This window comes from Variovorax sp. PEI5 (genome assembly GCF_056679935.1).
The window spans coordinates 1,436,473-1,457,667 of sequence record NZ_CM155257.1 but is presented as its reverse complement, the minus strand read 5'-3'; the positions used below and the strand labels follow the sequence as shown (position 1 = coordinate 1,457,667).

Sequence of the window (21,195 nt, the reverse complement as noted above, 5' to 3'; positions counted from 1 at the left end):
GGCCGCCTCAGATGTTCAGGATGCGCCCGGGATCGTCCCGCCCGCGCATCCAGTCCCAGAGCGCCGCGAGGTTGCCTCTCAGGCGGCCGCGCCGATCGATCCATGCCTCGGGCGCGAAGCTGCGCGCGGCATTGGCGATGAGGTTGCGGGTCATGTGCCGGCACGCCACCGTCCATCCCATGGTGCCCTTGCGCACCAGGTAGATCGGATTGGCGATCTGCGAGTAGCCCAGGCGCAGGCCCGAGCTCCGGCCGGCGCCCTTGCTGCCGAGATGGACGCCGCGCAAGCGGTCGTACTGGACGACCTCGCCATGCACGGCGACCTGGCGCGAGAAGTCGAGGTCCTCCAGCCAGGCATACAGCGGCAGACGTTCGTCGAAGCGGATGCCGTGCGTGCGCACCGCGCGCAGCCGCACCGCCATGTTGCAGCCATAGCCGTTGTAGGTGGGGCGCCTGACGAAGTCCGCGAGATTGGGGCCGGCCTGCGCCAGGATGCGCAATCCCTGGGCGTGGTCGAGGCCGGGGCCGAGGATGTCGTCGGCCAGCAGCTTGCCCGTCGCGATCGCCACCTGCGGGTAGGAATCGAAGAACGACGCGACCTCGGCGACATAGTCGGCGTCGGGGAGGAAGTCGTCGTCGAAGAAGATGATGACGTCCGAGGTGCAGGCGTCGATCAGCACGTTGCGTTGCGCCGACGACCCCACGGGGCCGTGGAAGATGGCGGCGCGACCGGGATAGTCGAGCAGGCAGTCCGGATCGAAATCCTCCGGACGGGCCGGGCAGATCAGCAGTTCGTCCGCGATGCGGGTCTGGCCGAACAGGTGGCCGACGGTGCGGGTCATCACGGCCCGGCGACCGGCCGTGGCGATGCCGATGGCGATGGTGGGTTTCATGGCCGTTCACGCGGTCGTGCTGCGGTCGGCGCGCGCGGCGCGCGGCGCGTTCCGCTCGCCGAGCAATCCGGAATCGATCAATGGCTGTCCCAGCACGTGTTCGAGCAGGCCGAGGGCGGCCTTCCGCCAGGTGAAGCGCAGGGCGTGCTTCAGGCCGCGGCGGCCGACGTCGGCGCGCAGTCCCGGCTCGTCGCGCAGTCGGACGAGCTGGCGGATCCACTGGTCGACATCGTGCGCCGGGGCCCACAGGGGGGCGTCGCCGCAGATCTCGGGCAGGGCGCCGCTGGGCGCGACCACCGTCGGGCAGCCCAGCGCCATGGCCTCCAGCGGCGGCAGCCCGAAGCCCTCGGTGAGCGACGGAAAGGCCAACGCGACGGCCCGCCCGAGCAGTCCGGCCAGGCGCTCGTCGCTGACGGGGCCGAGGAACCTGACGTTGGGCGGCACCCGCCAGCCGCGCTGCTCGAAATCCTCGCGCCGCGCCGGGCCGAAGAGCGCCAGCGTGGTCGAGCGCAGGGCCGGCGCGTGGAAGGCCTCGAGCAGCACCTGGATGTTCTTGTGGGCCTGGTGGTTCGCCAGCGCCAGCACATAGGGCGCGCCCGCGAGACCGGTGGCCTGCGTCGCCGCCGGGTCGGGCACCAGCCGCAGGATGTGGTCGCAGCCGTTGTGGATCACGTGGATCCGGTTCGCCGGCGCGACGCCGAAGCGATCGAGCTGCTCCTTCGAGTAGGCCGAGACGGTCAGCAGGGCCCGGTTCCTGCGCCCCAACAGCGGCAGCACGAAGCGATACCAGGCCAGGAACGGGCGCGAATAGGAGCCCGGAGAGGTGTAGACCTGGGCGTCGTGGACCATGGTGAAGGCATTGCGATGGCGCACCGGCCCGAGGTTGCACAGGTTGATCAGGACCCGGTCGCCGGCGATGCGCGGCAGCATCGCCTGTTCCCACAGCACGCTGCCCAGGCGCGGCGTCAGCGGCGGCACGAAGGCCAGTGGATGGTGCTCGACGCGGATGCGCACGAGCCGCAGCCCGATGTCCTCCCGGCCCGGCACGGCGACCCGGCAGGCGAGCGCGGCGGCCAGGGCGTCGTTGTCCTCCAGCACCTGATCGAGGGCCTTCACCAGCTCGCGGGCCACCCGGTGGACGCCCGACCGGTGCGCCGACGACTGCAGGAACTTGCCGTTGATGACGAGATCCGGCAGGGGCGCGGCAAGGGCGCGCGGGACCGGCTCAGCGCTTGTGTTCGACATGGTGTTTCCCGACTTCGTTCGATGGCGTGGAGGAGGAGGCGAAGGTCCGCGAGACGACGGATCCCAGCCGCAGGAGGTGCCGGCGCAGGAAGGCCAGCACGTGGTGCTCCAGACCCGCCGGCCGGCCGGCGCAGTGCCACAGCAGGAACACCGACAGCCCATAGAGCAGCAGATAGGCGAGGCCGAACGACAGCGCCAGCAGCACCATGGCGGCGAGGTCGTCGCGCTCCATCACCAGGGGCCGGGTCGCATGCAGCAGCGCGACGGCCGGCAGGATCGCCAGCAGTGGCCGCCAGAACGCCCGCACCTGCCGGCCCAGGCCGACGCCGAGCAGGCGACGGACCACGAGCATCGACATCAGGGTGCCGGCGCTCGACGCCGTGGCGCTGCCGGCGATGGCACCGGCGAGACCGAAATTCACCGCCCCCCACCAGACCACAGGCAACCGGATCAGCAGTTCCAGCAGGGTCCTGAACATCGCCAGGCGCGTGCGGTCCAGCGTCATCGCCAGAGCTGGCATCAGGACCACCGGCAGGCTCAGCACCGTGAGGACGCTGACCCAGCGCAGCCAGGGCGCCGCGGGGGCCCAGCGCGCCCCGAGCGCCAGGTGGACCAGGACGTCGGGCCACAGCAGCGGCAACCCCATCACGGGCAGCATCAGCAGCACGATGGCGTGGGACAGCTTCAGGTATCTCGTCTGGCGCTGGTCGGCGGGCGACGAGATCAGGGCCGCCGAGGCGGGGCGCAGCAGTGGCTGGAGCAGGGCCTGGCTCGGGATCTCCGAGATCTGCTTGCCCATCGCGTAGTGGCCGAACGACGTGGTGGTCGTCAGGCGCGGCAGGATCAGCCGATCGACCTGCCAGTTGAACGCGGTGCAGACCTGGGAGAGGAAGTTCCAGCCCACGAGGTTGGAGAAATACGACCAGTGCGTGAGGGACAGGCGCGGGCGCCATGGCGCGACGCCATAGGACAGCAGGGTGGTCGTCAGCGGCGCGGCGACCGTCGCGGCCGCGATGGCCCAGTAGCTGCCCGTGCGGGCGGCGATCACGACCGACAGGACCAGGGCGACCAGCTTGCCGACCAGCTCCAGCAGGGCATCGGGGCGGAAGTCGAACGCGCGCACGAACTCGACCATCCGGGGATTGACCAGTCCCCGCATCGCCGGTGCGAGGGCGAGCACCGCGAGCAGGGTGGTCATGCGCGGCTCGTCGTTGAAGACCGCCAGCGGCCACGCCAGGGCCAGCAGCACCGCGGCGACGACGCTGCCGCGCAGCAGGCTGACGGTGAAGGCCGTGTGGAGCATGCCGGGCACCAGCACCGGCGCGCGCAGCAGGCCGAGGGTCATCGGCAGTTCGAACAGGGCCTCGACGATCAGCACCACGGCCATGGCCGTGGCGACCAGTCCGAAGTCCGCGACGTCCAGGAACCGCGCCAGGGACAGCAGCATGACCAGGTCGACCGACTTGACGATGATCCGCATGCCCACCGTCCACAGGCCGGCCCCGATGGCGCGGCTGGCGATTTTCTGCGACTCAGTCAAAGCGGATGCCTCGACCCGGCACGATGCGGGAGGGCTCGACCAGCGCGACCGGCGCCGACAACACCACCTCGATGGGCTGCGCGACCGCGCGTGGACCCCGGTGCGCCAACGCCATCGACAGGCCGTACAGGAAGCCGTTCATCAAGCCGAAATCCGGCGTGGTGGCGATCGCCAGGCCGATCAGGAAGATCGGCAGATAGGTCCAGCGCGTCGCGGACATCATCATCCGGCCCTGGTTGTCGGCACGCGATGCCCGTCGGATGAACAGGCACTGGACGACGAACAGGAAATAGAAGGTCGCGCCCAGCAGGCCGACGCTGCTCACCAAGGAGACCGCGAAATTGGAGGTGCGCGTGCCGCCCAGACCGACGCCCAGGCCATAGGTCGAAAGCAGGGCGTTCCACGACACGTGGTTCCACATGCTGCGCTCCTCGTAGGACAGCGAACGGGTCTTCTGCAGCACCATCATGTCGAACATCTGCTCGATCGGCGCGAACAGGCGCGGCACCGTGATCACCACCAGGAGCAGCAGCCAGAGCGCCACGATGCTCAACCAGAATTCGTTTTCCAGGCCCCGCTGGAGCTGCGCGTTCCGGCGCGAGGTCGCGACCCGCCAGCACCATTCGGCCACGCCGGTCGCGGCGAGCACGCACAGTCCCACGTAGGCCGTGCTCGACGTCGACAGCGCCGCCAGCGCCAGCAGCAGGCCGATGAGGATGGGCACGACCACGTGGCGCACGGGACCCCGGGGCATGGCCCGCCGGAAGAAATGCAGCATGGCGAGAAAGGTCAGCACCTGGGTGCCGAAGGTGGAGGCCTCGGGCATCAGGCCGACGATCCGCCTGGTCTGCAGGATCTCCGACGAGACGTTCAGCGCGTAGTTGGCGGTGCGAAGGGGCTGGAGGATCGGCTCCAGCGGCAGGTACTGCGACGCATGGTCCAGGAAGCCGGTGACGATCACGACGCCGGCGCCCAGGCACAGCCCGTTCAGCGCCCGTTGCCGCATGGCCACGTCGCGCAGCAGGCCCGCGAAGGCGAAGGTGCCCAGCACGCTGATGCTCATGTAGACGAACTGGGTCAGGTTCTGCGATGTCGGCTCCAGCACCATGACGGTCGACAACGCCATGCTCATGACCAGCACCTCGCCCCGGAAGAAGCGCGGCATGAACAGCGTGGTGATGCCCGCCACCACCCAGAACAGCAGCAGCAGCAGGGCCGCCGATGGTTGCAGCGCCAGATCCAGCGTGCGCATCAGGCCACGGACGTTGCCGAGCTGGCGCGCGATCAGCAGCATGCCGACGATCGTCGTGGGCACCAGGGTGAAGCCACCGGTCCAGGCGATCGGCACGACCGCGAGCGATCCGAACGACACGCTGGCGAAGAACAGGTAGAGCATCACGTGGGGCGGCTGGAACACGGCCCACGCGATCAGGCACCAGAACACGACGATCGGGATGGCTTCCATGGAAGGGGTCCGGTCAGGTGATTCGACGTCCGTGCTCGTCGCCCAGCAGTGAATCGATGAGGGCGGCCAACCGTGAACGGCAGACGTCGAGGCCGAACGACCGCGCGTGTGCCTGCAGCACCCCGGGGTCGAACGGCGGGCTCGAGTCCTCGAAGCGCTGGATCGCCGCCATCAGCGACGCCGTGGTCTGCTCGTGGAAGAACAGGCCGGTGCGTCCGTCGACGACGGTCTCCAGCGCCCCTCCGCGGGCATAGGCGATGACGGGCCGGCCGCTGGCCATGACTTCCAGGGGCACGATGCCGAAGTCCTCGACGCCCGGGAACAGCAGGGCCTTGCAATGCGCGAGATGGTGGGTCAGGGCGGCATCGTCGACCGCGCCCAGGAACTCCACCGTGGGGCCGGCCGAGCGCCTGAGCGCGGCGCCGGCGCCCGCGCCGATCACGACCAGGCGCAGTCCCAGGCGGCTGCAGGCCTCCACGGCGATCTCCGTCTTCTTGTAGGGCGTGATCTGGCCGGCACAGAGGAAATAGTCCCCCGCGCCGGTCACCGGCGCGAAGCGCGCGACGTCCACCGGCGGATGCACCACGTGCGCGCTGCGGTGGTAGTAGCGCTGGATGCGCTGCGCGACATAGCGGGAGTTGGCGACGAAGTGGTCGACACGGTGCGAGGTGCTCACGTCCCATTGCCGCAGCGAGGGCGCGGTGAGCGACATCAGCGCGCGCGTCACGGGGCCGGCCGCCGCGCGGTACTGGGAATACAGGTCCCAGATATAGCGCATGGGTGAATGGCAGTAGCAGATGTGCATCGCCTGGGGGCCGGGGATGATGCCCTTGGCCGGACCGGCCTCGCTCGAGATGACCAGGTCGTAGTCGCTCAGGTCGAAGGATTCCAGGGCATAGGGCATCAGCGGCAGCATCCGTTGGTAGTGGCGGACCCCACCGATCCTCTGCAGGAACGACGTCGTGATGCGATGGCGACGCAACTTCTGCGAGATCGCACTCGGTTCGCAGACCAGCGTGAAGATGTCCGCATCGGGATAGAGATCGGAGAACACTTCCAGCACCTTCTCGCCTCCACGCATACCCACCAGCCAGTAATGAACCAGTGCGACTTTCATGCGGGAACGCCGCGCTCTCGGGTCTGGCGATGATTCATAGGAAATGTCTTATTTCGATGGAATGAATTGACTTAAATGACATCGGATCAATGAGAAAAATCTGCTTATTGATTTTTCTTAATTCCTATTTTGTATCTAAGGGCAAGTAATGTTTAAGTAATGATTTTTGAGTGGAATCGACATTACGCCATGGTCTTTTTTCGAGAATCTGAACAATTAATACGTCATGCGACGTCGAGCGACGTCGGGTCCAGGAAGGTTGAAACGGGGCGAGAGGAAGTGATCGACCTCATCGGAAGGGCCGGGATCGAGGGTCGGCTCGAGTCGGGAAGTCATTCGGACGAATCCGATGGGGATTCGACCGAAATGCCTGCGCGCCCGTTCGGGCACTGTTCACCGGATTACCGGGGATGCTCCGGATAATTGCTGCACGATGAATCCATTGGAGTCCAATTGACCCCTGATCCCCGTCCTGGCGAAGAGCCTTTGTCCAGCAGTCCGGCAATTGCCGGGAGTTGGTGCTCCCATGGAATGACGCGTCGCCTGGCGATGGCCATGGCGGCTTCCTGCGCATCGATGGGGATCGTCCCCGGCGCGCGGGCGCAGCCAGCACCCGCGCGTGATCCCGCCTCCAGGAAGTTCATCGACTCGGTGGGACTGTGCGTCAAGTTCCTTCAGGGTCAGCCGATGAGCATGTTTCCCATGCTGAGCGACCTCAATGTCAAGTGGGTGCGCGAACATGTCTATTGGCAATGGATGGAGACCTCGCCCGGGGTCTACAACGACTTCCATCCCGCCCTGCGCCAACAGCTCGCCTACTACAAGGCCAACGACATCGGGCTGGTGGCGCTGCTGACCCTGAGCAAGAGCACGACGAAGATGACCACGCCGGCCCATGTCGCGCTGCATGCCGATCCGGATGCCTTCGGTCGCTTCGCGGCCCACGTCGCGCATCTGCTCGACGAGGAAGGCGTGCGTTATGTGCTGGAGATCGGCAACGAGCCGCACAACTCGTCGCTGCTCGGCGCGCTGGGCGGCCAGTGGAACGGCAAGGCGCCATCGCCCTGGCTCGATCACTACGTCAGGATGGTGAACGCGGCGGTGCGTGAAGTGAAGGCCTACGACCCGAGGATCAAGCTGCTGGCCGGCGACGACATGTGGGTCATCGACTACTGGCTGCTCGAGGCCGGCCTGGATCCACGGCTGGACGGCCTCACGGTGCATCCGTACACGCCCGGCGTGCCCGAGATCGCGGCCGTCGCGCACGACACGGACTGGGTGCGCCCCTTCGTCGCGGTCGACCCCGATCGCTCCCTGGGCTCCGCCTTCGTGCGCCTCCAGGCTGCCGCCCAGAAGAAGCGGGGTCGGCCGGTGGAGATCTGGATCACGGAGATGGGATGGCCGTCGATGGATGGCGACAAGGCCATTCCCGGCGGGGTGCCCGAGCGCACCGTGGCGGCCTATCTGCCGCGCTCGTACATCCTGGCCGCGGAGGCCGGCGTGAAGGCCTTGCTGTGGTTCTCGTCCCAGGACCGGTCGGACGGGCCGTTGGGGCTGACGCGCAACGACGCCTCCCATCGCCTGGCCTACGAGGCCTTCAAGACCATGACCTCGGAACTCGGCCCCCTCGGCTTCGTGAAGCGCCTGTATGGCGGCAAGGGCAAGGCCGCCGTCGTGCAGGCCTTCCTCTTCAGCGACGGCCAGGCCGACGTGGTCGTCGCTTGGAACGCGACGAATGCCGCCGGGGAGTCGCTGATCGTTCCGCAAGGCGCGCTGCGCGAACTGGTCGTCCGGGATCTCCTGGGCGTGGAGCGCAGGCTCGCGCCGGCCGGCGGTCGCTTCCTGGTGCCCCTCGGCCTGGAGCCGGTCTATGTGCGGATGCCTTCGAGCGCGCGGTCCGACGGCATCGGAGCGGCGGCGAAGCCGCCGCGCGCCGCGCCGTCCTGAGTGGCCGGGACGCGGCGGCGGTCCGGGCCGGCCGGCTCAGGCGCCGCCGCTCGGGCCGCGCCCGTGGGCCGACAGGTAGCGGGCCTCGATGTCGACCGTCGCGGCCACGCCGAGCGAGCTCCGATGCGCCCCGAGCCACGACTCGCAGGCCTCGCGGCCCTTGCGGCGCAGCGACTCGAACAACGCCATGCCGACGCTGCGCTTGATCGACGGCTCCACCTCGAGGCCGGACGACGCCTCCGGCAGGCTCAGCACATGCATGCGGATGTCCCGGCCCGCGCGCGCGTTGAAGGCGGCGAGATCCTTCAGCTCCGAGACCAGGCCCTGGGTCGAGGCGATCTCGTTGATGCGATTGAGGATGTTCTTGGCGGTCGTGGGGGTCTCGGTGCGCGTCAGGGGCGTCAGCTCGACCATCAACACGTCGGCATCGGTCCGGTCCGCGTACAGGGGCCACAGCGTCGGATTGGCCGCGTAGCTGCCGTCCCAGTAGGCCTCGTCGTCGATCTGCACGGCCTGGAACACCAGCGGCGCGCAGGCCGAGGCCAGGATGGCGTCGATGGACATCTCCCCGGGACCGAAGACGCGATGCCGGCCACTGTTGACGCCCACCGCGTTGACATGCAGCGCCGGCGCGGCCGGCTGGCGCAATGCCTCGATGTCGATGAGGTCGTTCAGGATGAAGCGCAGCGGCCCCATGCCCAGCGGGTTCGTCAGGTAGGGCGACGTCAATGGCACCGCGTCGTCCCAGATGCCCTGGCTCGGTTTGCGCAACGGCAGCAGCAGCAGGGTGAAGGGCAGGCCGGCGAGGGCGACCTGCTGCCACAGGCGCGCCAGGCTGGCCTTCGCGCCCGCCCGGCCGCCGTGGGCGAGGCCGCTCGCCAGGGCGGCGCCATTCAACGCACCCGCGCTGGTGCCGCTGATGCGCCGGATGTCGATGTCGGGCTCCTCCAGCAGTCGGTCGAGCACGCCCCAGGTGAAGGCGCCGTGGGCGCCGCCGCCCTGCAGCGCGAGATTCAGGTCCGTCATGCGTCCTCCGCGTTCCCGGGCCCCGCAGCGGGCCCCCGATCCCCGCCACCATGGCAGGGGCCGAGCCCGACTATGGCAGCCGCGTCGCCCGCCCGACGTAGGCCGCAACGCCCGCGCGCCGTGGCATCGGTGATCGGGCCGCGTGAAGATCGCCCCGCAACGGAATGCGTGAAATCCCTACAGGCGCGCCGTGCCGTCGAGGCCTCACTGATCGAAAGACTTGTTCAACGAAGCATCGTTTTGATGCAATGTCGAAGACATTGGTCGCGAATCGGCTGGGATAAGCACTGAAAAGCCAGGACCCTGGTGGTCAAGCCGATGCTTCCCGTTATTCAATGGCATGCGGCTGCGGAAGAAGGGAATCCGCGGTCGCTGTCAGTCAGTTGATGAGTGGGTGTTCATGCGGAACTTGGCCCGGGAGCGAAAGCCTCCGGGCCGTTTTTTTTCCGCGTCCCGCAAGCTCAGCGCTCGAGCGTGGCGAAGGAGGAGAAGTACGGGCCCAGCGGCGAGGGCAGTCCGCCCTCCGGCATCTCGATCTCCGGCTCGGGCGCCGCCGTCGAGAACAGGATCAGGCCCAGGGCGATCGCGAAGCACAGACCCATCACCAGCAGCAGCCCGAGCAGGGAGCCGGCCCAGTAGGCCAGGGCCAGCAGTCCGATGTCCAGACCGAAGAGAAACAGCAGCGGATTCATGGATGGACGCTCCGAGAGAGTGGAGATGGACGAGGTGTAGATCACAAGGCGGTCGACGCGCGGTAGGTCAGTGCGCCATCGCCGATGCCGCGGGGGAGCCCGGCATCACGTAGGTGGCGCTCGCACGCGGCTTGATGAGGGAGGCGAGCGAGCGCTCGACCACCACGTGGCGCCGCGCCAGGCCGGTGCGCTGCAGCGACAGGCGCCGCGCCACGGTCTCGATGCGGGTGCGGAACTCGCGGTCGAAGGCCTCCGCCGACAGGGCCGCTTCCAGCGCGCCCGCGAACGCCATCGAGGCGATGCGGATGTCCGAACAGGCGGCGCTCAGGCGCACGGCGTCGCCGTCGAGCAGCACGGCATCGACGAGGTCGAGCTGGCTTTCGACGGCGGACAGCAGTTGCTGGGTGGACTGGAGGGTGTCGGGCATGGGAGGTCAGCTCCGGTTGTGACTGAGGAATTCCTGGGCGTTGGCCAGGAGCTTGTCGGCGATGGCGCCGGAATTCACCTTGAAGCTGCCATCGGCGATGGCCGCCTTGACGGCCGCGACCTTGGCCTCGTCGATCCCGCTGCCGGCCGAGACGACCTCCAGCGAGCGCGCCGAGGCCGAGACGGTCACCGGCACGCCGGACGTGGCGGCGACCGGCGACACCGGGCCGGTGGTCGACGAACGCGTCGCGCCGGGGGCGCCGCGCTCGCCGCGGACGCCGTTCAGGGCGGCCGTCTGAGCGGCATCGTTGAGGGAATTGATCTTCATGGCTGGCTCTCCAACGACCCCGTCACAGGGTCCTTGGACGTTCTTTCGGCGGTGCTGAAGAGAACTTGAGCCATTTTTCTGCCGGATCGTCAGATGATCGGCATCAGAGAGGCAGACGGACGGTTCGCATGTCGAGCACGATGCCATTGGCGATGCGCCCGTTCTCCATCCGCACCCGCACCGGCTGGCCGACCACGCCGGGGGTGATGGCCTCGGCGTCGGAGGAGATCTCGAAGCCCGGGCCCTGCGCCACCACCCGCACGGGGGTGCCGGCGGCGAAGGCCTGGGCCGCCTTGACCATCGACTGGCGCAATGGCTGGCCCGCCACCAGCGAGCGCGAGGCGACCTGGCCGACCCACTGGGTGGCCTCGAGCATCACCGGCGAGGGCTCGGCGGCCCAGTCGGCCTCGGTCTGGATGGCATCGGCGGCCGTCAGCACGCTGCCGGCGATGACGTTGTCGCGCAGCACCCAGGCCGGGCCGAAGGCCTTCACCGTCACCGGCAGGAAGACATTCCAGCGGCCGCCGCCCTGCGTGCAGCGCAGGCCCAGGCGGGTGCGGCCCCACAGTCGCGAGCCCACCGGGATGTAGGGCTCGACGTGGGAGCAGGGCGCCAGGCGCAGGCGGGCGTCCAGCGCGCCGATGGCGACTTCCATCCGCAGCGGCGCCGGCTGGGCCGACTGGGCCTTCGACACCGCGTCGTCCAGCCACTGCTGGGTCGAGGCGATGAATTCCGGGCTCACCTCGGCGCCCTCCGATGGCGCCTGCTGCGCCCGGGCCGGCGCCAGCGCCAGGGCGATGGCGCACAGGGCGGCGGCGAGCAGAGGGAATGAACGCATGCGGCAGATCCTTGGGTCGGAGGGTCCCGCGCGGCGGGAGGGAGTGACGGGTCCGGCGGGCGGCGCCCGGGGCGGGACGCGGCATCGCCGTGCACCGAACTGTAGGCACGATGGCGCCGCGCAAAACCGGGAACAGGCCGCGAAACCCCCCCTTACTCCAGGCTTCCGAGGCCGGCCGCGGCCGGACAATTTCCGCACGCCCCGCCATGGGCCACGCCCTCCCACCACGCACCCATCCCGACGCCGCCATGCTGGACTCACTGACGAACTCGCTGGACTTCAACGCGAAGGCCCTGGTGCTGCGCGCCGAGCGCCAGCGGACCATCGCCGGCAACATCGCCAATGCCGACACGCCCGGCTATGCCGCCCGCGACTTCTCGTTCGCCGACGCGCTGCGCGACGCGACCGGTGGTGGCGGTGGTGGCGGCGCGGGCCTGGCCGGCGGCGCGGCCGGCGGCCGCACCGACGCCCGCCACATCCCGCTGGGCGGCGCGGGCGCGGCGGGCGCCGGCGCCTCGATCGCGGCCGGCTATGCCGTGCAGACGCAGCCCACGCTCGACGGCAACAGCGTCGACCTCGACCGCGAACGCGCCGCCTTCGCCGACAACGCCGTGCGCTACGAAGCCACGCTGCGCTTCATCAATGGCGAGGGCAAGACCATGCTCGCCGCGATCCAGGGTCAGTAAGCCATGTCCATGTTCTCCATCTTCGGCATCTCCGGCAGCGCCGTGAGCGCCCAGTCGCAACGCCTCAACGTGGTGGCCAGCAACCTGGCCAACGCCGATGCCGTCGCCGGCCCGGACGGCCAGCCCTACAAGGCGCGTCAGGTGGTCTTCCAGACCCTCGCCATGGACGGCGAGACCAACGCCGGCGTGCGCGTGGACGCCGTGACCGAGAACCAGACCGCCGGGCGCAAGGTCCACGAGCCGGCCAACCCGATGGCCGATGCCCAGGGCTACGTGACGCACTCCAACGTCAACGCGGTCGAGGAGATGGTCAACATGATCTCGGCGTCGCGCTCCTACCAGAACAACGTCGAGGTGATGAACACCGCCAAGAGCCTGCTGCTCAAGACCCTGCAGATCGGCTCCTGAGCCGGCGCCTCCCACCCACGCATCCACCCGGGCTCCTCCCCACCATGACCGCCACCATCGCGACCAACACCCTGACCGGCACCACCAAGGCCTACGCGCCGACGTCGAGCGCCGGCGCCGAGGCGACGTCCTCGCTCACCGCCACCGGCGCCTCCGAGCAGCAGGACAAGTTCCTCAAGCTGCTGGTCGCGCAGATGAACAACCAGGATCCGATGAGCCCGATGGACAACGCCCAGATGACCTCGCAGATCGCGCAGATCAACACGGTCAGCGGCATCGCCCAGCTCAACGACACGATGAAGAACATGTCGACGCAGATGTCGGCCATGCAGGTGCTGCAGGCCGGCAACCTGGTCGGCCACAACGTGCTGGTCGAGGGCGACAGGCTCGCCTTCAGCAGCGATGGCAAGACCGGCGCCGGCGCCTTCGACCTCGCCGGCAAGGCCGCCGACGTGCAGGTGCAGGTGCTGACCCCGGCCGGTCGCGTGATCGACACCATCAAGCTGGGCGCGCTCGATGCCGGCCAGCACAGCTTCAATGTCGATGCCTCGGCCTATCCGACCGACACCCCGCTGAAGTTCCAGGCCGTCGCCTCCAACGGCGGCACGGCCGTGACCTCGACCCTGCTGATGCAGGACAAGGTCATGGCCGTGGGCAGCGGCACCGACGGTCTCACGCTGACCCTGCAGGGCAATGGCGTGAAGTCCTATTCCAGCGTGCGCTCGGTCCTCTGACCGCCGCATCGACGACCTTCCCGACCTTTCCCCTCCAGGAGCACCTTCCATGAGTTTCCAGCAAGCGCTCTCCGGCCTGAACGCCGCCAGCCGCAGTCTCGACGTCATCGGCCACAACATCGCCAACGCCAACACGGTGGGCATGAAGTCCGCGCGCGCCGAGTTCTCCGAGGTCTACGCCAGCGCCGCCGGCGGCCTGGGCGGCACCAATGTCGGCCTGGGCGTCGAGGTCGGCACCGTGTCGCAGCAGTTCGCCCAGGGTTCGATCAACATCACCGGCAACGAGCTCGACGTCGCCATCAACGGCGGCGGCTTCTTCCAGGTCAAGGCCAACGACGGCAGCACCGCGTACACCCGCTCGGGCAACTTCAAGCTCGACAAGGAAGGCAGCCTCATCACCAACAACGGCGCCCACCTGATGGGCTACCCGACCGACGTCAAGGGCGTGCGCCAGAGCTTCGACGCCCAGCCGCTCAGGCTGCCCACCGGCACCCCGATCCCGGCCAAGCAGACCAGCAAGATGACCGCCGAGATCACGCTCGACGCCACCGCCGCGGTCGCCTCGACCGCCACGCCGCCGACGCCGCTGAAGACCTACGGCACCTCGCTCACCGCCTACGACCCGCAGGGCCTGGAAGTGCCCGTGGGCCTGTACTTCGAGAAGACGGCCAACAACACCTGGAATGTCTACACCAGCGTCAACGGCGCCGATCCGGCGGCCTCGACCCCGTTCCAGCTGAACTTCAAGACCGATGGCAGCCTGGACACCGCCACCTCGACCGTGCCGACGCTGACGCTGGCCTCGCCCAACAATCCGGCGCAGACCTTCACCGCCTCGCTCGACCTGGGCAAGATGACCCAGGTCAACTCGCGCTTCGCGGTGGCCGACCTGTCACAGGATGGATACACCTCCGGGCAGCTCACCGGCATCGCCATCGAGAACAACGGCGTCATCACCGCCACGTACTCCAATGGCCAGACGCAGTCGGCCGGCCAGGTCGCGCTGGTCAACTTCCGCAATGCCCAGGGCCTGTCGCCGACCGGCGCGGGCTACTGGAGCCAGACCTTCGCCTCGGGCCAGCCGGTGCGCGGCGCGCCGGGCGACGGCACGCTGGGCCAGCTGCGCTCGGGCGCGCTGGAGGAATCGAACGTCGACCTGACGGCCGAGCTGGTCAACATGATGACCACCCAGCGCGCCTACCAGGCCAACGCCCAGACCATCAAGACCCAGGACCAGGTCATGTCGACCCTGGTGAACCTGCGCTGATCGCGCCCGAGACGGAGCCCGAGCGATGGACCACCTGATCTACACCGCCATGAGCGGGGCCAGCGCCGCCGCCGCGCGGCAGGGCGTGCTCGCCAACAACCTGGCGAACGCGTCGACGCAGGGTTTCCGCGCCGAGCTCTCGACCTATCGCGCGGTGCCGCTGCGCGGCGACGGCGCCTCGACCCGCGTGTTCGCGATGGAGGCCACCTCCGGCCACGACGAGAAGCCCGGCGCCATCCAGCGCACCGGCCGCACGCTGGACATGGCGGCCCAGGGCAATGCCTGGTTCGCGGTGCAGGGCCTCGACGGCACCGAGGCGTACACCCGCTCGGGTTCGTTCCAGGTCTCGCCCGAGGGCACGCTGACCACCACCAACGGCCTGATGGTGCTGTCCGATGGCGGCGCGCCGATCGACGTGCCGCCGGGCTCGGAACTCACCGTGGGCGGCGACGGCACGGTCAGCGCGCAGACCGGCAGCGCGCCGGCCGCCACCATCGGCCGCATCAAGCTCGCCACGGCGACGCCGGAGGACCGGCTCGCGCGCGGCGAGGACGGCCTGTTCCGCACCGCCACGCTGGACCCGCTGCCGACCAGCCCGGTCGCCCGGCTGGAGACCGGCGCGCTCGAGGGTTCCAACGTGAACCCGGTCGAGACCATGGTCGGCATGATCGCCGCCGCCCGCCAGTTCGAGCAGCAGATGCGCCTGCTCCAGACCGCCGAGAGCTCCGACAAGTCGGCCTCGCAACTGCTCAACATCCAGGGCTGAGGCCCGTCGCATCCGCCACCCAAGGAACCGCTCCGCCATGATCAATTCGCTCTGGATCTCCAAGACCGGCATGGAAGCCCAGCAGACCCAGCTGGACGTCATCTCGCACAACCTGGCCAACGTCTCCACCACCGGCTTCAAGCGGTCCAATGCCGTCTTCGAGGACCTGATGTACCAGAACCTGCGCCAGGTCGGCGCCAACAGCTCGGAGCAGTCGCAGTTGCCCACCGGCCTGCAGCTGGGCCTGGGCGTGCGCACCGTCGCCACCAGCCGCTCGTTCACGCAGGGCAGCATGCAGCAGACCAGCAACCAGCTCGACGTGGCGATCAAGGGCAACGGCTTCTTCCAGGTGACGCAGCCCGACGGCACCATCGGCTACACCCGCGACGGCTCGTTCCAGGTCGACTCGCAGGGTCGCCTGGTGACCTCGTCGGGTCTGCCGGTGGCCAACGGCATCACCGTGCCGCCCTCGGCCACCAACGTCAGCATCGCCGCCGACGGCACGGTCTCGGCCACGCTGCCCAACAGCGCGACGCCGCAGAACATCGGCTCGCTGGCGCTGGCCAACTTCGTCAATCCGGCCGGCCTGGAGCCGCGCGGCGACAACCTGTATGTCGAGACCGCCGCCTCCGGCCAGCCCAACGGCGGCACCGCCGGCACCAACGGCCTGGGCACGGTCATGCAGGGTTTCCTGGAGACCTCGAACGTGAACGTGGTGCAGGAGCTGGTCTCCATGATCCAGACCCAGCGCGCCTACGAGATGAACTCGAAGGCGATCCAGACCAGCGATCAGATGCTGCAGAAGCTCGGGCAACTCTGATGAACACCCCTAGTCTTCGCGCACTGCGTGTCGCTGCGCCAACCCCCTTGCAGGGGGCAACGCCGGCGGCCCGGCGGAGCCGGTTCCGCGGCGTTTCTGGCGTGGGCTTCGCTTCGCTCGCCTTTGCAATGCTGGGCGTCGTGGGGCTGAGCGGGTGTTCCACGCTGGCGCAGACGCCGGAGGTGGAGATGCCGAGGACGAACGTGGCGGCGCTGGCGCCGCAGGTGCCGGTGGCGGCGGTGCGGCCGGCGACGGGGAGCCTGTTCAATCCGGCGCGGTACCGGCCGCTGTTCGAGGACCGGCGCGCGCGCATGCAGGGCGACACGGTGACGATCCTGATCGTGGAGAACGTCAGCGCGAGCCAGAAGTCGACCTCGACCATCGACAAGAAGAACGGCATCGACACCAGCATCGCGGCGGTGCCGTTCCTCTCGGCCAACTCGTTCACGCGCGCCAGCGCCAGTGCCGATTCGAAGTACGACTTCGCGGGCAAGGGCGGCACCGAGAGCGCCAACACCTTCACCGGCTCGATCACCGCGACGGTGGTGGACGTGCAGCCCAACGGCCACCTGGTGGTGGCGGGCGAGAAGCAGATCGGCGTCAACCAGAACGTCGACGTGCTGCGTTTCTCCGGCACGGTCGATCCGCGCGCCATCCAGGCCAACAGCGTCGTCAACTCCCTGCAGGTGGCCAACGTGCGCATCGAGTCGCGCGGTCGTGGCGCGCAGCAGGAAGCCCAGGTCATGCCCTGGCTGGGTCGCTTCTTCATGAACGTGCTTCCCTTCTAGTATGTACACCCCCAGTCTTCGCGCACTTCGTGTCGCTTCGCCAACCCCCTTGCAGGGGGCAACGCCGGCGGCCCGGCTAAGCCGGTTCCGCGGCGTTTCCCGCTCGGGCTTCGCTGCGCTTGCCGCGCTGGCCGTTTTTCTTGGTCTTTGGGTCTCGCCGGCGCATGCCATTCGCATCAAGGAGCTGGCGGCCGTGCAGGGCGTGCGGACCAACCAGCTGACCGGCTACGGGCTGGTGGTGGGGCTTGACGGGACGGGCGACCAGACGACGCAGATGCCCTACACGACGCAGAGCGTGGCCAACTACCTGCAGCAGCTGGGCATCGTGCTGCCTGACAACCGGGCCTCGCAGCTGCAGCTGAAGAACGTGGCGGCGGTGATCGTGACGGCGCAGCTGCCGGCCTTCGCCCAGCCGGGCCAGACGCTGGACGTCAACGTGTCCTCCATGGGCAACGCCAAGTCGCTCAAGGGCGGCCTGCTGGTGGTGACGCCGTTGCGCGGCGCCGATGGCGAGATCTATGCGCTGGCGCAGGGCAACCTGGTGGTCGGTGGCGCCGGCGCCGCGGCCGGTGGCAGCAAGGTGCAGATCAACCACCTGAGCGCCGGGCGCGTGCCCAACGGCGCGCAGGTCGAGCGCGCCGTGCCGTCGCCGCTGCTCGAGGGCGAGAGCGTCAACCTGGGCCTCAACACCACCGACTTCCAGACCGCCCGTCGCGTGGCGCTGGCGATCGACCGCAAGATGGGCACCGGTACCGCGCGCGCCATCGACGGCCGCACCATCGAGGTCCGGGCGCCGACCGAGTCCAATGCCCGCGTCGGCTTCCTGGCCGAACTGGAGGAGATCACGCTCGACCAGGCGGCGCCGGCGGCCAAGGTGGTGATCAACGCCCGCACCGGTTCCATCGTGCTGAACCAGTCGGTGACGCTCGGGCCGTGCGCCATCGCCCATGGCAACCTGTCGGTCACGATCAGCTCGACGCCGGTCATCAGCCAGCCGGCGCCCCTGTCGGGTGGCCGCACGGTGGTGGCCGAGCAGGCCAGCATCCAGATCAAGCAGGAGCCCGGCATCCTGATCCAGGTGCCCAACTCGCCGCAGCTCTCGGACGTGGTGCGCGCGCTCAACGCGCTGGGCGCCACGCCGCAGGACCTGCTGGCGATCCTGCAGGCGATCAAGGCCTCCGGCGCCATGAACGCCGAACTCGAAGTCATATGAACAGGCTCACCCCCAGGCTTGCCCACTTCGTGTGGCAGCGCCAGCCCCCTTGCAGGGGGCAACGCCAACGGCCCGGCGGAGCCGGTTCCGCGGCGTTTCCGGAAGGAGTCAGGGCATGACCATCTCGTCCATGTCGTCCAATTCGCTGCCGGCGAGCAGCGGCAATGCGCTGGCGGCGGATGCGCGGTCGCTGGATGCGCTCAAGCTCGCGGCCGGCACCAACGATCCGAAGGCGGTCAGGGAGGCGGCCAAGCAGTTCGAGTCGCTGTTCATGCGCGAGCTGCTCAAGAGCATGCGCGAGGCGACCATGAAGTCGGGCCTGATGGACAGCGAGGGCGAGAAGCTGGGCACCGACCTGCTCGACCAGCAGTTCTCGGTCCAGCTCTCCGGCATGCCCGGTGGCCTGACCGACGCCATCACGCGCCAGCTGTCGCAGAAGATGACCGGCGACGCGCGCGGCAGCCTGCCGACCGTGTCGCTGCCGGCGGCTTCCACCGTGGTCAATCCGAGCGCCAGCCAGAGCGGCTTCGTGTCCCAGCACAGCGCCGCCGCCGAGCGCGTGGCGCAGGCCACCGGCATCCCGTCGAGCTTCATGATCGGCCAGGCCGGCCACGAGACCGGCTGGGGTCGCAGCGAGATCCGCAATGCCGACGGCAGCACGTCGCACAACCTGTTCGGCATCAAGGCCGGAGCCGGCTGGACCGGCAAGGTCGCGACCATCACGACCACCGAGTACGTCGATGGCGCGCCGCGCAAGGTGCAGGCCAACTTCCGCGCCTACGATTCCTACGAGGCCTCGTTCCGCGACTACGCGCGCCTGATCGGCGAGAGCCCGCGCTATGCGCAGGCCAAGGCCGTGGCCGCCGGCGCCGGCGGCGGTGCCGTCAACGGCGCCGCCCACACCTATGCGAGCGAACTGCAGCAGGCCGGCTACGCCACCGACCCGGCCTATGCCGCCAAGCTCAGCCGCGCCATCAACTCGACGCTCATGATCCAGCGCGCGCAGCAGGTGTGACGACCGTCGCTCCACCGTCGCCCGAGTCATCGTCATCCGCGTCGCCTTTCCCGAAGCCCTCCGCATCCCGAGACCTCTCCCATGAGTAACCTGCTCAACGTCGCCTCCCGGGCCTTGATGGCCAACCAGACCGCGTTGTCCACCACCGGCCAGAACATCGCCAACGCCAACACCGTGGGCTATTCGCGCCAGAGCGCGGTGCTGCAGTCGGTGGCCGGCCAATACACCGGCAGCGGCTACATCGGCAAGGGCGTGGAGGTGGCCGACATCACGCGTTCGCACAGCCAGTTCCTGACCCGCCAGGCGGTGCAGTCGCAATCGGTGGCGGCCATGGACTCGACCCGCGCCGACCGGCTCGCCGCGCTGGAGGACGTGTTCCCCAGCGGCACCAGCGGCATGGGCGCGGCCATGAGCGACATGCTCAATGCCTTCTCCGATGTCGCCACCACGCCCAACGACATGACGGCGCGCAACGTGGTGCTGTCGCGCGCCGACGAGATGGCGGCACGCTTCACCCATGCCCAGACCCAGCTCGACGACCTGCAGCGCGGCGTCAATTCGGGCCTGGCCGATTCGGTCAAGGCGATCAACAGCCTGGCCGGCCGCGTCGCCGCGCTCAACGAGCAGATCGCGCTCTCGCAGGGCAGCGGCCATGCCCCCAACGACCTGCTCGACCAGCGCGACCAGATGGTGCGCGAGATCGGCGCGCAGGTGCAGGTCTCGACCGTGGCGTCCGACGATGGCAGCCTGAACGTCTTCATCGGCAGCCAGGCGCTGGTGCTCGGCGCCAGCACCTCGAAGATGACGCTGCAGACCGCCGATGGCGGCACCAGCGGCCTGGCGCTCGAGCGCGCCATGCTCTCCAGCCCGATCGACGAATCGATGCTCTCGGGCGGCAAGGTCGCCGGGCTGCTGCGCTTCCAGAACGACGACCTGACGGCGGCCCGCGACGGCCTCGGCCGCATGGCGCTCACGGTCGCCACCGAGGTCAACCGGCAGAACCGCCTGGGCGTCGACCTCGAGGGCCACGCCGGCAACGGCCTGTTCCGCGACATCGCCATCCCCGATGCCGCCGCCGGCCTGGCCAACACCGGCAACGCGGTGGTGACCGCCCAGGTCGGCGATGCAAGCGGACTGGCCGCGTCGGGCTACGAGATCAAGTTCGGCGCCGGCGGCGCCTTCGAGGTGAAGCGGCTGTCCGATGGCAAGGCGACGCAGTTCGCCGGGCCGATGCCCGCGGTGGTCGACGGCCTGCGGCTCGACATCGCCAGCGGCGCGGCGGCCGCCGGCGACACCTTCACGCTCCAGCCCTACGCGGCGGCGGCCGGCGCGATGGGCGTGGCGCTGACCTCGCCGCGCGAACTCGCGGCCGCCAGTCCGGTCGAGGCGCGCCCGGCCGCGACCAACAAGGGCAGCATCGCCATCGGCACCATCGCGGCCACCGCGCAGGACGCCAACCTCAGGGCGCCGGTGACGCTGACCTTCAATGCCAACGGCACCTTCGACGTCGCCGGCAGCGGCACCGGCAACCCGAGCGGCGTGGCCTATGCCTCGGGCCAGCCGATCAGCTACAACGGCTGGACCCTGTCGCTCAGCGGCACGCCCAAGGCGGGCGACACCGTTACGGTGCAGGCCACCACCTCCGGCTATGCGACGCTCAATGCCGGCAACGCCAATGCGATCCTGGCGCTGCGCGACAAGCCGGTGTTCGACGGCGCGCCGATGGTCGACGGCTATGCCGGCCTGATCGCGCAGGTCGGCGTGCGCTCGCAGAGCGCGCAGTACGCCGCCGATGTCTCCGGCGCCATCGCCAGCAGCACCGAGACCCAGCGCGCCAACCAGGATGGCGTCAACCTCGACGAGGAAGCCGCCAACCTGCTGCAGTTCCAGCAGGCCTACCAGGCCTCGGCCAAGATGATCCAGGTGGCGCAGAACCTGTTCGACACCCTGCTGCAGAACATGCGCTGAACGAGCCCGCCACG

At 69.0% G+C, this 21,195-nt stretch carries 21 protein-coding genes; 11 read left to right on the top strand and 10 right to left on the bottom strand.

The features are described 5' to 3' along the window. Positions 1 to 7 precede the first annotated feature (7 nt). From AC1MLT_RS06640 to AC1MLT_RS06620, 5 genes are read right to left on the bottom strand one after another with little or no spacing between them, the layout of a single operon-like run. Complete coding sequence (locus AC1MLT_RS06640; protein ID WP_481034538.1) at positions 8 to 892, bottom strand: glycosyltransferase family 2 protein; 885 nt, start codon at positions 890 to 892, stop codon at positions 8 to 10. A 6-nt stretch (positions 893 to 898) separates the two neighbouring features. Beyond that, complete coding sequence (locus tag AC1MLT_RS06635) at positions 899 to 2,137, bottom strand: glycosyltransferase family 4 protein (protein WP_481034536.1); 1,239 nt, start codon at positions 2,135 to 2,137, stop codon at positions 899 to 901. Then, positions 2,118 to 3,677, bottom strand: a complete 1,560-nt coding sequence (locus tag AC1MLT_RS06630) for an oligosaccharide flippase family protein (protein ID WP_481034534.1) — start codon at positions 3,675 to 3,677, stop codon at positions 2,118 to 2,120. Before AC1MLT_RS06630 ends, AC1MLT_RS06635 begins: the two co-directional genes overlap by 20 nt. Further along, positions 3,670 to 5,142, bottom strand: coding sequence for a hypothetical protein (locus tag AC1MLT_RS06625; RefSeq protein WP_481034532.1), 1,473 nt, complete (start codon positions 5,140 to 5,142; stop codon positions 3,670 to 3,672). The genes AC1MLT_RS06630 and AC1MLT_RS06625 overlap by 8 nt, the downstream gene beginning before the upstream one ends. A 13-nt stretch (positions 5,143 to 5,155) precedes the next feature. Beyond that, positions 5,156 to 6,259 (bottom strand): glycosyltransferase, encoded by a 1,104-nt coding sequence (locus AC1MLT_RS06620; RefSeq protein ID WP_481034530.1) that lies wholly within the window; start codon positions 6,257 to 6,259, stop codon positions 5,156 to 5,158. 687 nt (positions 6,260 to 6,946) lie between these two features. On the opposite strand from AC1MLT_RS06620, the gene AC1MLT_RS06615 reads away from it, so the two are divergent. Then, the gene (locus AC1MLT_RS06615) at positions 6,947 to 8,206 is read left to right on the top strand and encodes a hypothetical protein (protein WP_481034529.1); all 1,260 of its coding nucleotides are present in this window, start codon (positions 6,947 to 6,949) and stop codon (positions 8,204 to 8,206) included. A 36-nt stretch (positions 8,207 to 8,242) separates the two neighbouring features. Here AC1MLT_RS06615 and AC1MLT_RS06610 read toward each other — a convergent pair whose 3' ends face one another. From AC1MLT_RS06610 to flgA, 5 genes are all read right to left on the bottom strand, one after another. Further along, positions 8,243 to 9,232 (bottom strand): patatin-like phospholipase family protein, encoded by a 990-nt coding sequence (locus AC1MLT_RS06610; protein ID WP_481034527.1) that lies wholly within the window; start codon positions 9,230 to 9,232, stop codon positions 8,243 to 8,245. 461 nt (positions 9,233 to 9,693) lie between these two features. Next, positions 9,694 to 9,924, bottom strand: coding sequence for a hypothetical protein (locus AC1MLT_RS06605; RefSeq protein ID WP_481034525.1), 231 nt, complete (start codon positions 9,922 to 9,924; stop codon positions 9,694 to 9,696). A 67-nt stretch (positions 9,925 to 9,991) separates the two neighbouring features. Continuing rightward, a complete protein-coding gene (locus AC1MLT_RS06600; protein ID WP_481034523.1) occupies positions 9,992 to 10,351 on the bottom strand; it encodes a hypothetical protein in 360 nt (119 codons plus the stop codon). A 6-nt stretch (positions 10,352 to 10,357) separates the two neighbouring features. Then, positions 10,358 to 10,678 (bottom strand): flagellar biosynthesis anti-sigma factor FlgM, encoded by a 321-nt coding sequence (gene flgM / locus AC1MLT_RS06595; RefSeq protein WP_481034521.1) that lies wholly within the window; start codon positions 10,676 to 10,678, stop codon positions 10,358 to 10,360. A gap of 103 nt (positions 10,679 to 10,781) precedes the next feature. Then, the gene (gene flgA, locus AC1MLT_RS06590; protein ID WP_481034519.1) at positions 10,782 to 11,516 is read right to left on the bottom strand and encodes a flagellar basal body P-ring formation chaperone FlgA; all 735 of its coding nucleotides are present in this window, start codon (positions 11,514 to 11,516) and stop codon (positions 10,782 to 10,784) included. A 248-nt stretch (positions 11,517 to 11,764) separates the two neighbouring features. On the opposite strand from flgA, the gene flgB reads away from it, so the two are divergent. From flgB to flgK, 10 genes are all read left to right on the top strand, one after another. Next, positions 11,765 to 12,202, top strand: coding sequence for a flagellar basal body rod protein FlgB (flgB, locus tag AC1MLT_RS06585; protein ID WP_481034929.1), 438 nt, complete (start codon positions 11,765 to 11,767; stop codon positions 12,200 to 12,202). Between the two features lie 3 nt (positions 12,203 to 12,205). Then, entirely contained in the window at positions 12,206 to 12,610 is a 405-nt protein-coding gene (gene flgC, locus AC1MLT_RS06580; protein ID WP_481034517.1) for a flagellar basal body rod protein FlgC, read from the top strand. 44 nt (positions 12,611 to 12,654) lie between these two features. Continuing rightward, a complete protein-coding gene (locus AC1MLT_RS06575; RefSeq protein WP_481034515.1) occupies positions 12,655 to 13,344 on the top strand; it encodes a flagellar hook assembly protein FlgD in 690 nt (229 codons plus the stop codon). 49 nt (positions 13,345 to 13,393) lie between these two features. Continuing rightward, positions 13,394 to 14,611 (top strand): flagellar hook protein FlgE, encoded by a 1,218-nt coding sequence (gene flgE, locus AC1MLT_RS06570; protein ID WP_481034514.1) that lies wholly within the window; start codon positions 13,394 to 13,396, stop codon positions 14,609 to 14,611. 25 nt (positions 14,612 to 14,636) lie between these two features. Next, positions 14,637 to 15,377 carry a flagellar basal-body rod protein FlgF gene (gene flgF, locus AC1MLT_RS06565; protein WP_481034513.1) on the top strand — a complete coding sequence of 247 codons (741 nt, stop codon included), beginning with the start codon at positions 14,637 to 14,639 and terminating at the stop codon, positions 15,375 to 15,377. A gap of 37 nt (positions 15,378 to 15,414) precedes the next feature. Continuing rightward, positions 15,415 to 16,197, top strand: a complete 783-nt coding sequence (gene flgG, locus AC1MLT_RS06560; protein ID WP_481034511.1) for a flagellar basal-body rod protein FlgG — start codon at positions 15,415 to 15,417, stop codon at positions 16,195 to 16,197. A 128-nt stretch (positions 16,198 to 16,325) separates the two neighbouring features. Continuing rightward, a complete protein-coding gene (locus AC1MLT_RS06555; RefSeq protein WP_481034927.1) occupies positions 16,326 to 16,985 on the top strand; it encodes a flagellar basal body L-ring protein FlgH in 660 nt (219 codons plus the stop codon). A gap of 127 nt (positions 16,986 to 17,112) precedes the next feature. Beyond that, positions 17,113 to 18,198, top strand: coding sequence for a flagellar basal body P-ring protein FlgI (locus tag AC1MLT_RS06550; RefSeq protein ID WP_481034925.1), 1,086 nt, complete (start codon positions 17,113 to 17,115; stop codon positions 18,196 to 18,198). Between the two features lie 115 nt (positions 18,199 to 18,313). Further along, on the top strand, positions 18,314 to 19,213 hold the full coding sequence (locus AC1MLT_RS06545) for a glucosaminidase domain-containing protein (protein WP_481034510.1): 900 nt from the start codon (positions 18,314 to 18,316) through the stop codon (positions 19,211 to 19,213). Positions 19,214 to 19,294: 81 nt separating this feature from the next. Continuing rightward, positions 19,295 to 21,181: a flagellar hook-associated protein FlgK gene (gene flgK / locus AC1MLT_RS06540; protein WP_481034508.1), complete on the top strand. Its 1,887-nt coding sequence runs from the start codon at positions 19,295 to 19,297 to the stop codon at positions 21,179 to 21,181. Positions 21,182 to 21,195: the final 14 nt, after the last annotated feature.

Bases quoted from the DNA above. Each gene is read 5' to 3' on its own strand.
- AC1MLT_RS06640 (WP_481034538.1), bottom strand. From the start codon at position 892: ATGAAACCCACCATCGCCATCGGCATCGCCACGGCCGGTCGCCGGGCC.
- AC1MLT_RS06635 (WP_481034536.1), bottom strand. From the start codon at position 2,137: ATGTCGAACACAAGCGCTGAGCCGGTCCCGCGCGCCCTTGCCGCGCCC.
- AC1MLT_RS06625 (WP_481034532.1), bottom strand. From the start codon at position 5,142: ATGGAAGCCATCCCGATCGTCGTGTTCTGGTGCCTGATCGCGTGGGCC.
- AC1MLT_RS06620 (WP_481034530.1), bottom strand. From the start codon at position 6,259: ATGAAAGTCGCACTGGTTCATTACTGGCTGGTGGGTATGCGTGGAGGC.
- AC1MLT_RS06615 (WP_481034529.1), top strand. From the start codon at position 6,947: ATGAGCATGTTTCCCATGCTGAGCGACCTCAATGTCAAGTGGGTGCGC.
- AC1MLT_RS06610 (WP_481034527.1), bottom strand. From the start codon at position 9,232: ATGACGGACCTGAATCTCGCGCTGCAGGGCGGCGGCGCCCACGGCGCC.
- AC1MLT_RS06605 (WP_481034525.1), bottom strand. From the start codon at position 9,924: ATGAATCCGCTGCTGTTTCTCTTCGGTCTGGACATCGGACTGCTGGCC.
- AC1MLT_RS06600 (WP_481034523.1), bottom strand. From the start codon at position 10,351: ATGCCCGACACCCTCCAGTCCACCCAGCAACTGCTGTCCGCCGTCGAA.
- flgM (WP_481034521.1), bottom strand. From the start codon at position 10,678: ATGAAGATCAATTCCCTCAACGATGCCGCTCAGACGGCCGCCCTGAAC.
- flgA (WP_481034519.1), bottom strand. From the start codon at position 11,516: ATGCGTTCATTCCCTCTGCTCGCCGCCGCCCTGTGCGCCATCGCCCTG.
- flgB (WP_481034929.1), top strand. From the start codon at position 11,765: ATGCTGGACTCACTGACGAACTCGCTGGACTTCAACGCGAAGGCCCTG.
- flgC (WP_481034517.1), top strand. From the start codon at position 12,206: ATGTCCATGTTCTCCATCTTCGGCATCTCCGGCAGCGCCGTGAGCGCC.
- AC1MLT_RS06575 (WP_481034515.1), top strand. From the start codon at position 12,655: ATGACCGCCACCATCGCGACCAACACCCTGACCGGCACCACCAAGGCC.
- flgE (WP_481034514.1), top strand. From the start codon at position 13,394: ATGAGTTTCCAGCAAGCGCTCTCCGGCCTGAACGCCGCCAGCCGCAGT.
- flgF (WP_481034513.1), top strand. From the start codon at position 14,637: ATGGACCACCTGATCTACACCGCCATGAGCGGGGCCAGCGCCGCCGCC.
- flgG (WP_481034511.1), top strand. From the start codon at position 15,415: ATGATCAATTCGCTCTGGATCTCCAAGACCGGCATGGAAGCCCAGCAG.
- AC1MLT_RS06555 (WP_481034927.1), top strand. From the start codon at position 16,326: ATGCTGGGCGTCGTGGGGCTGAGCGGGTGTTCCACGCTGGCGCAGACG.
- AC1MLT_RS06545 (WP_481034510.1), top strand. From the start codon at position 18,314: ATGACCATCTCGTCCATGTCGTCCAATTCGCTGCCGGCGAGCAGCGGC.
- flgK (WP_481034508.1), top strand. From the start codon at position 19,295: ATGAGTAACCTGCTCAACGTCGCCTCCCGGGCCTTGATGGCCAACCAG.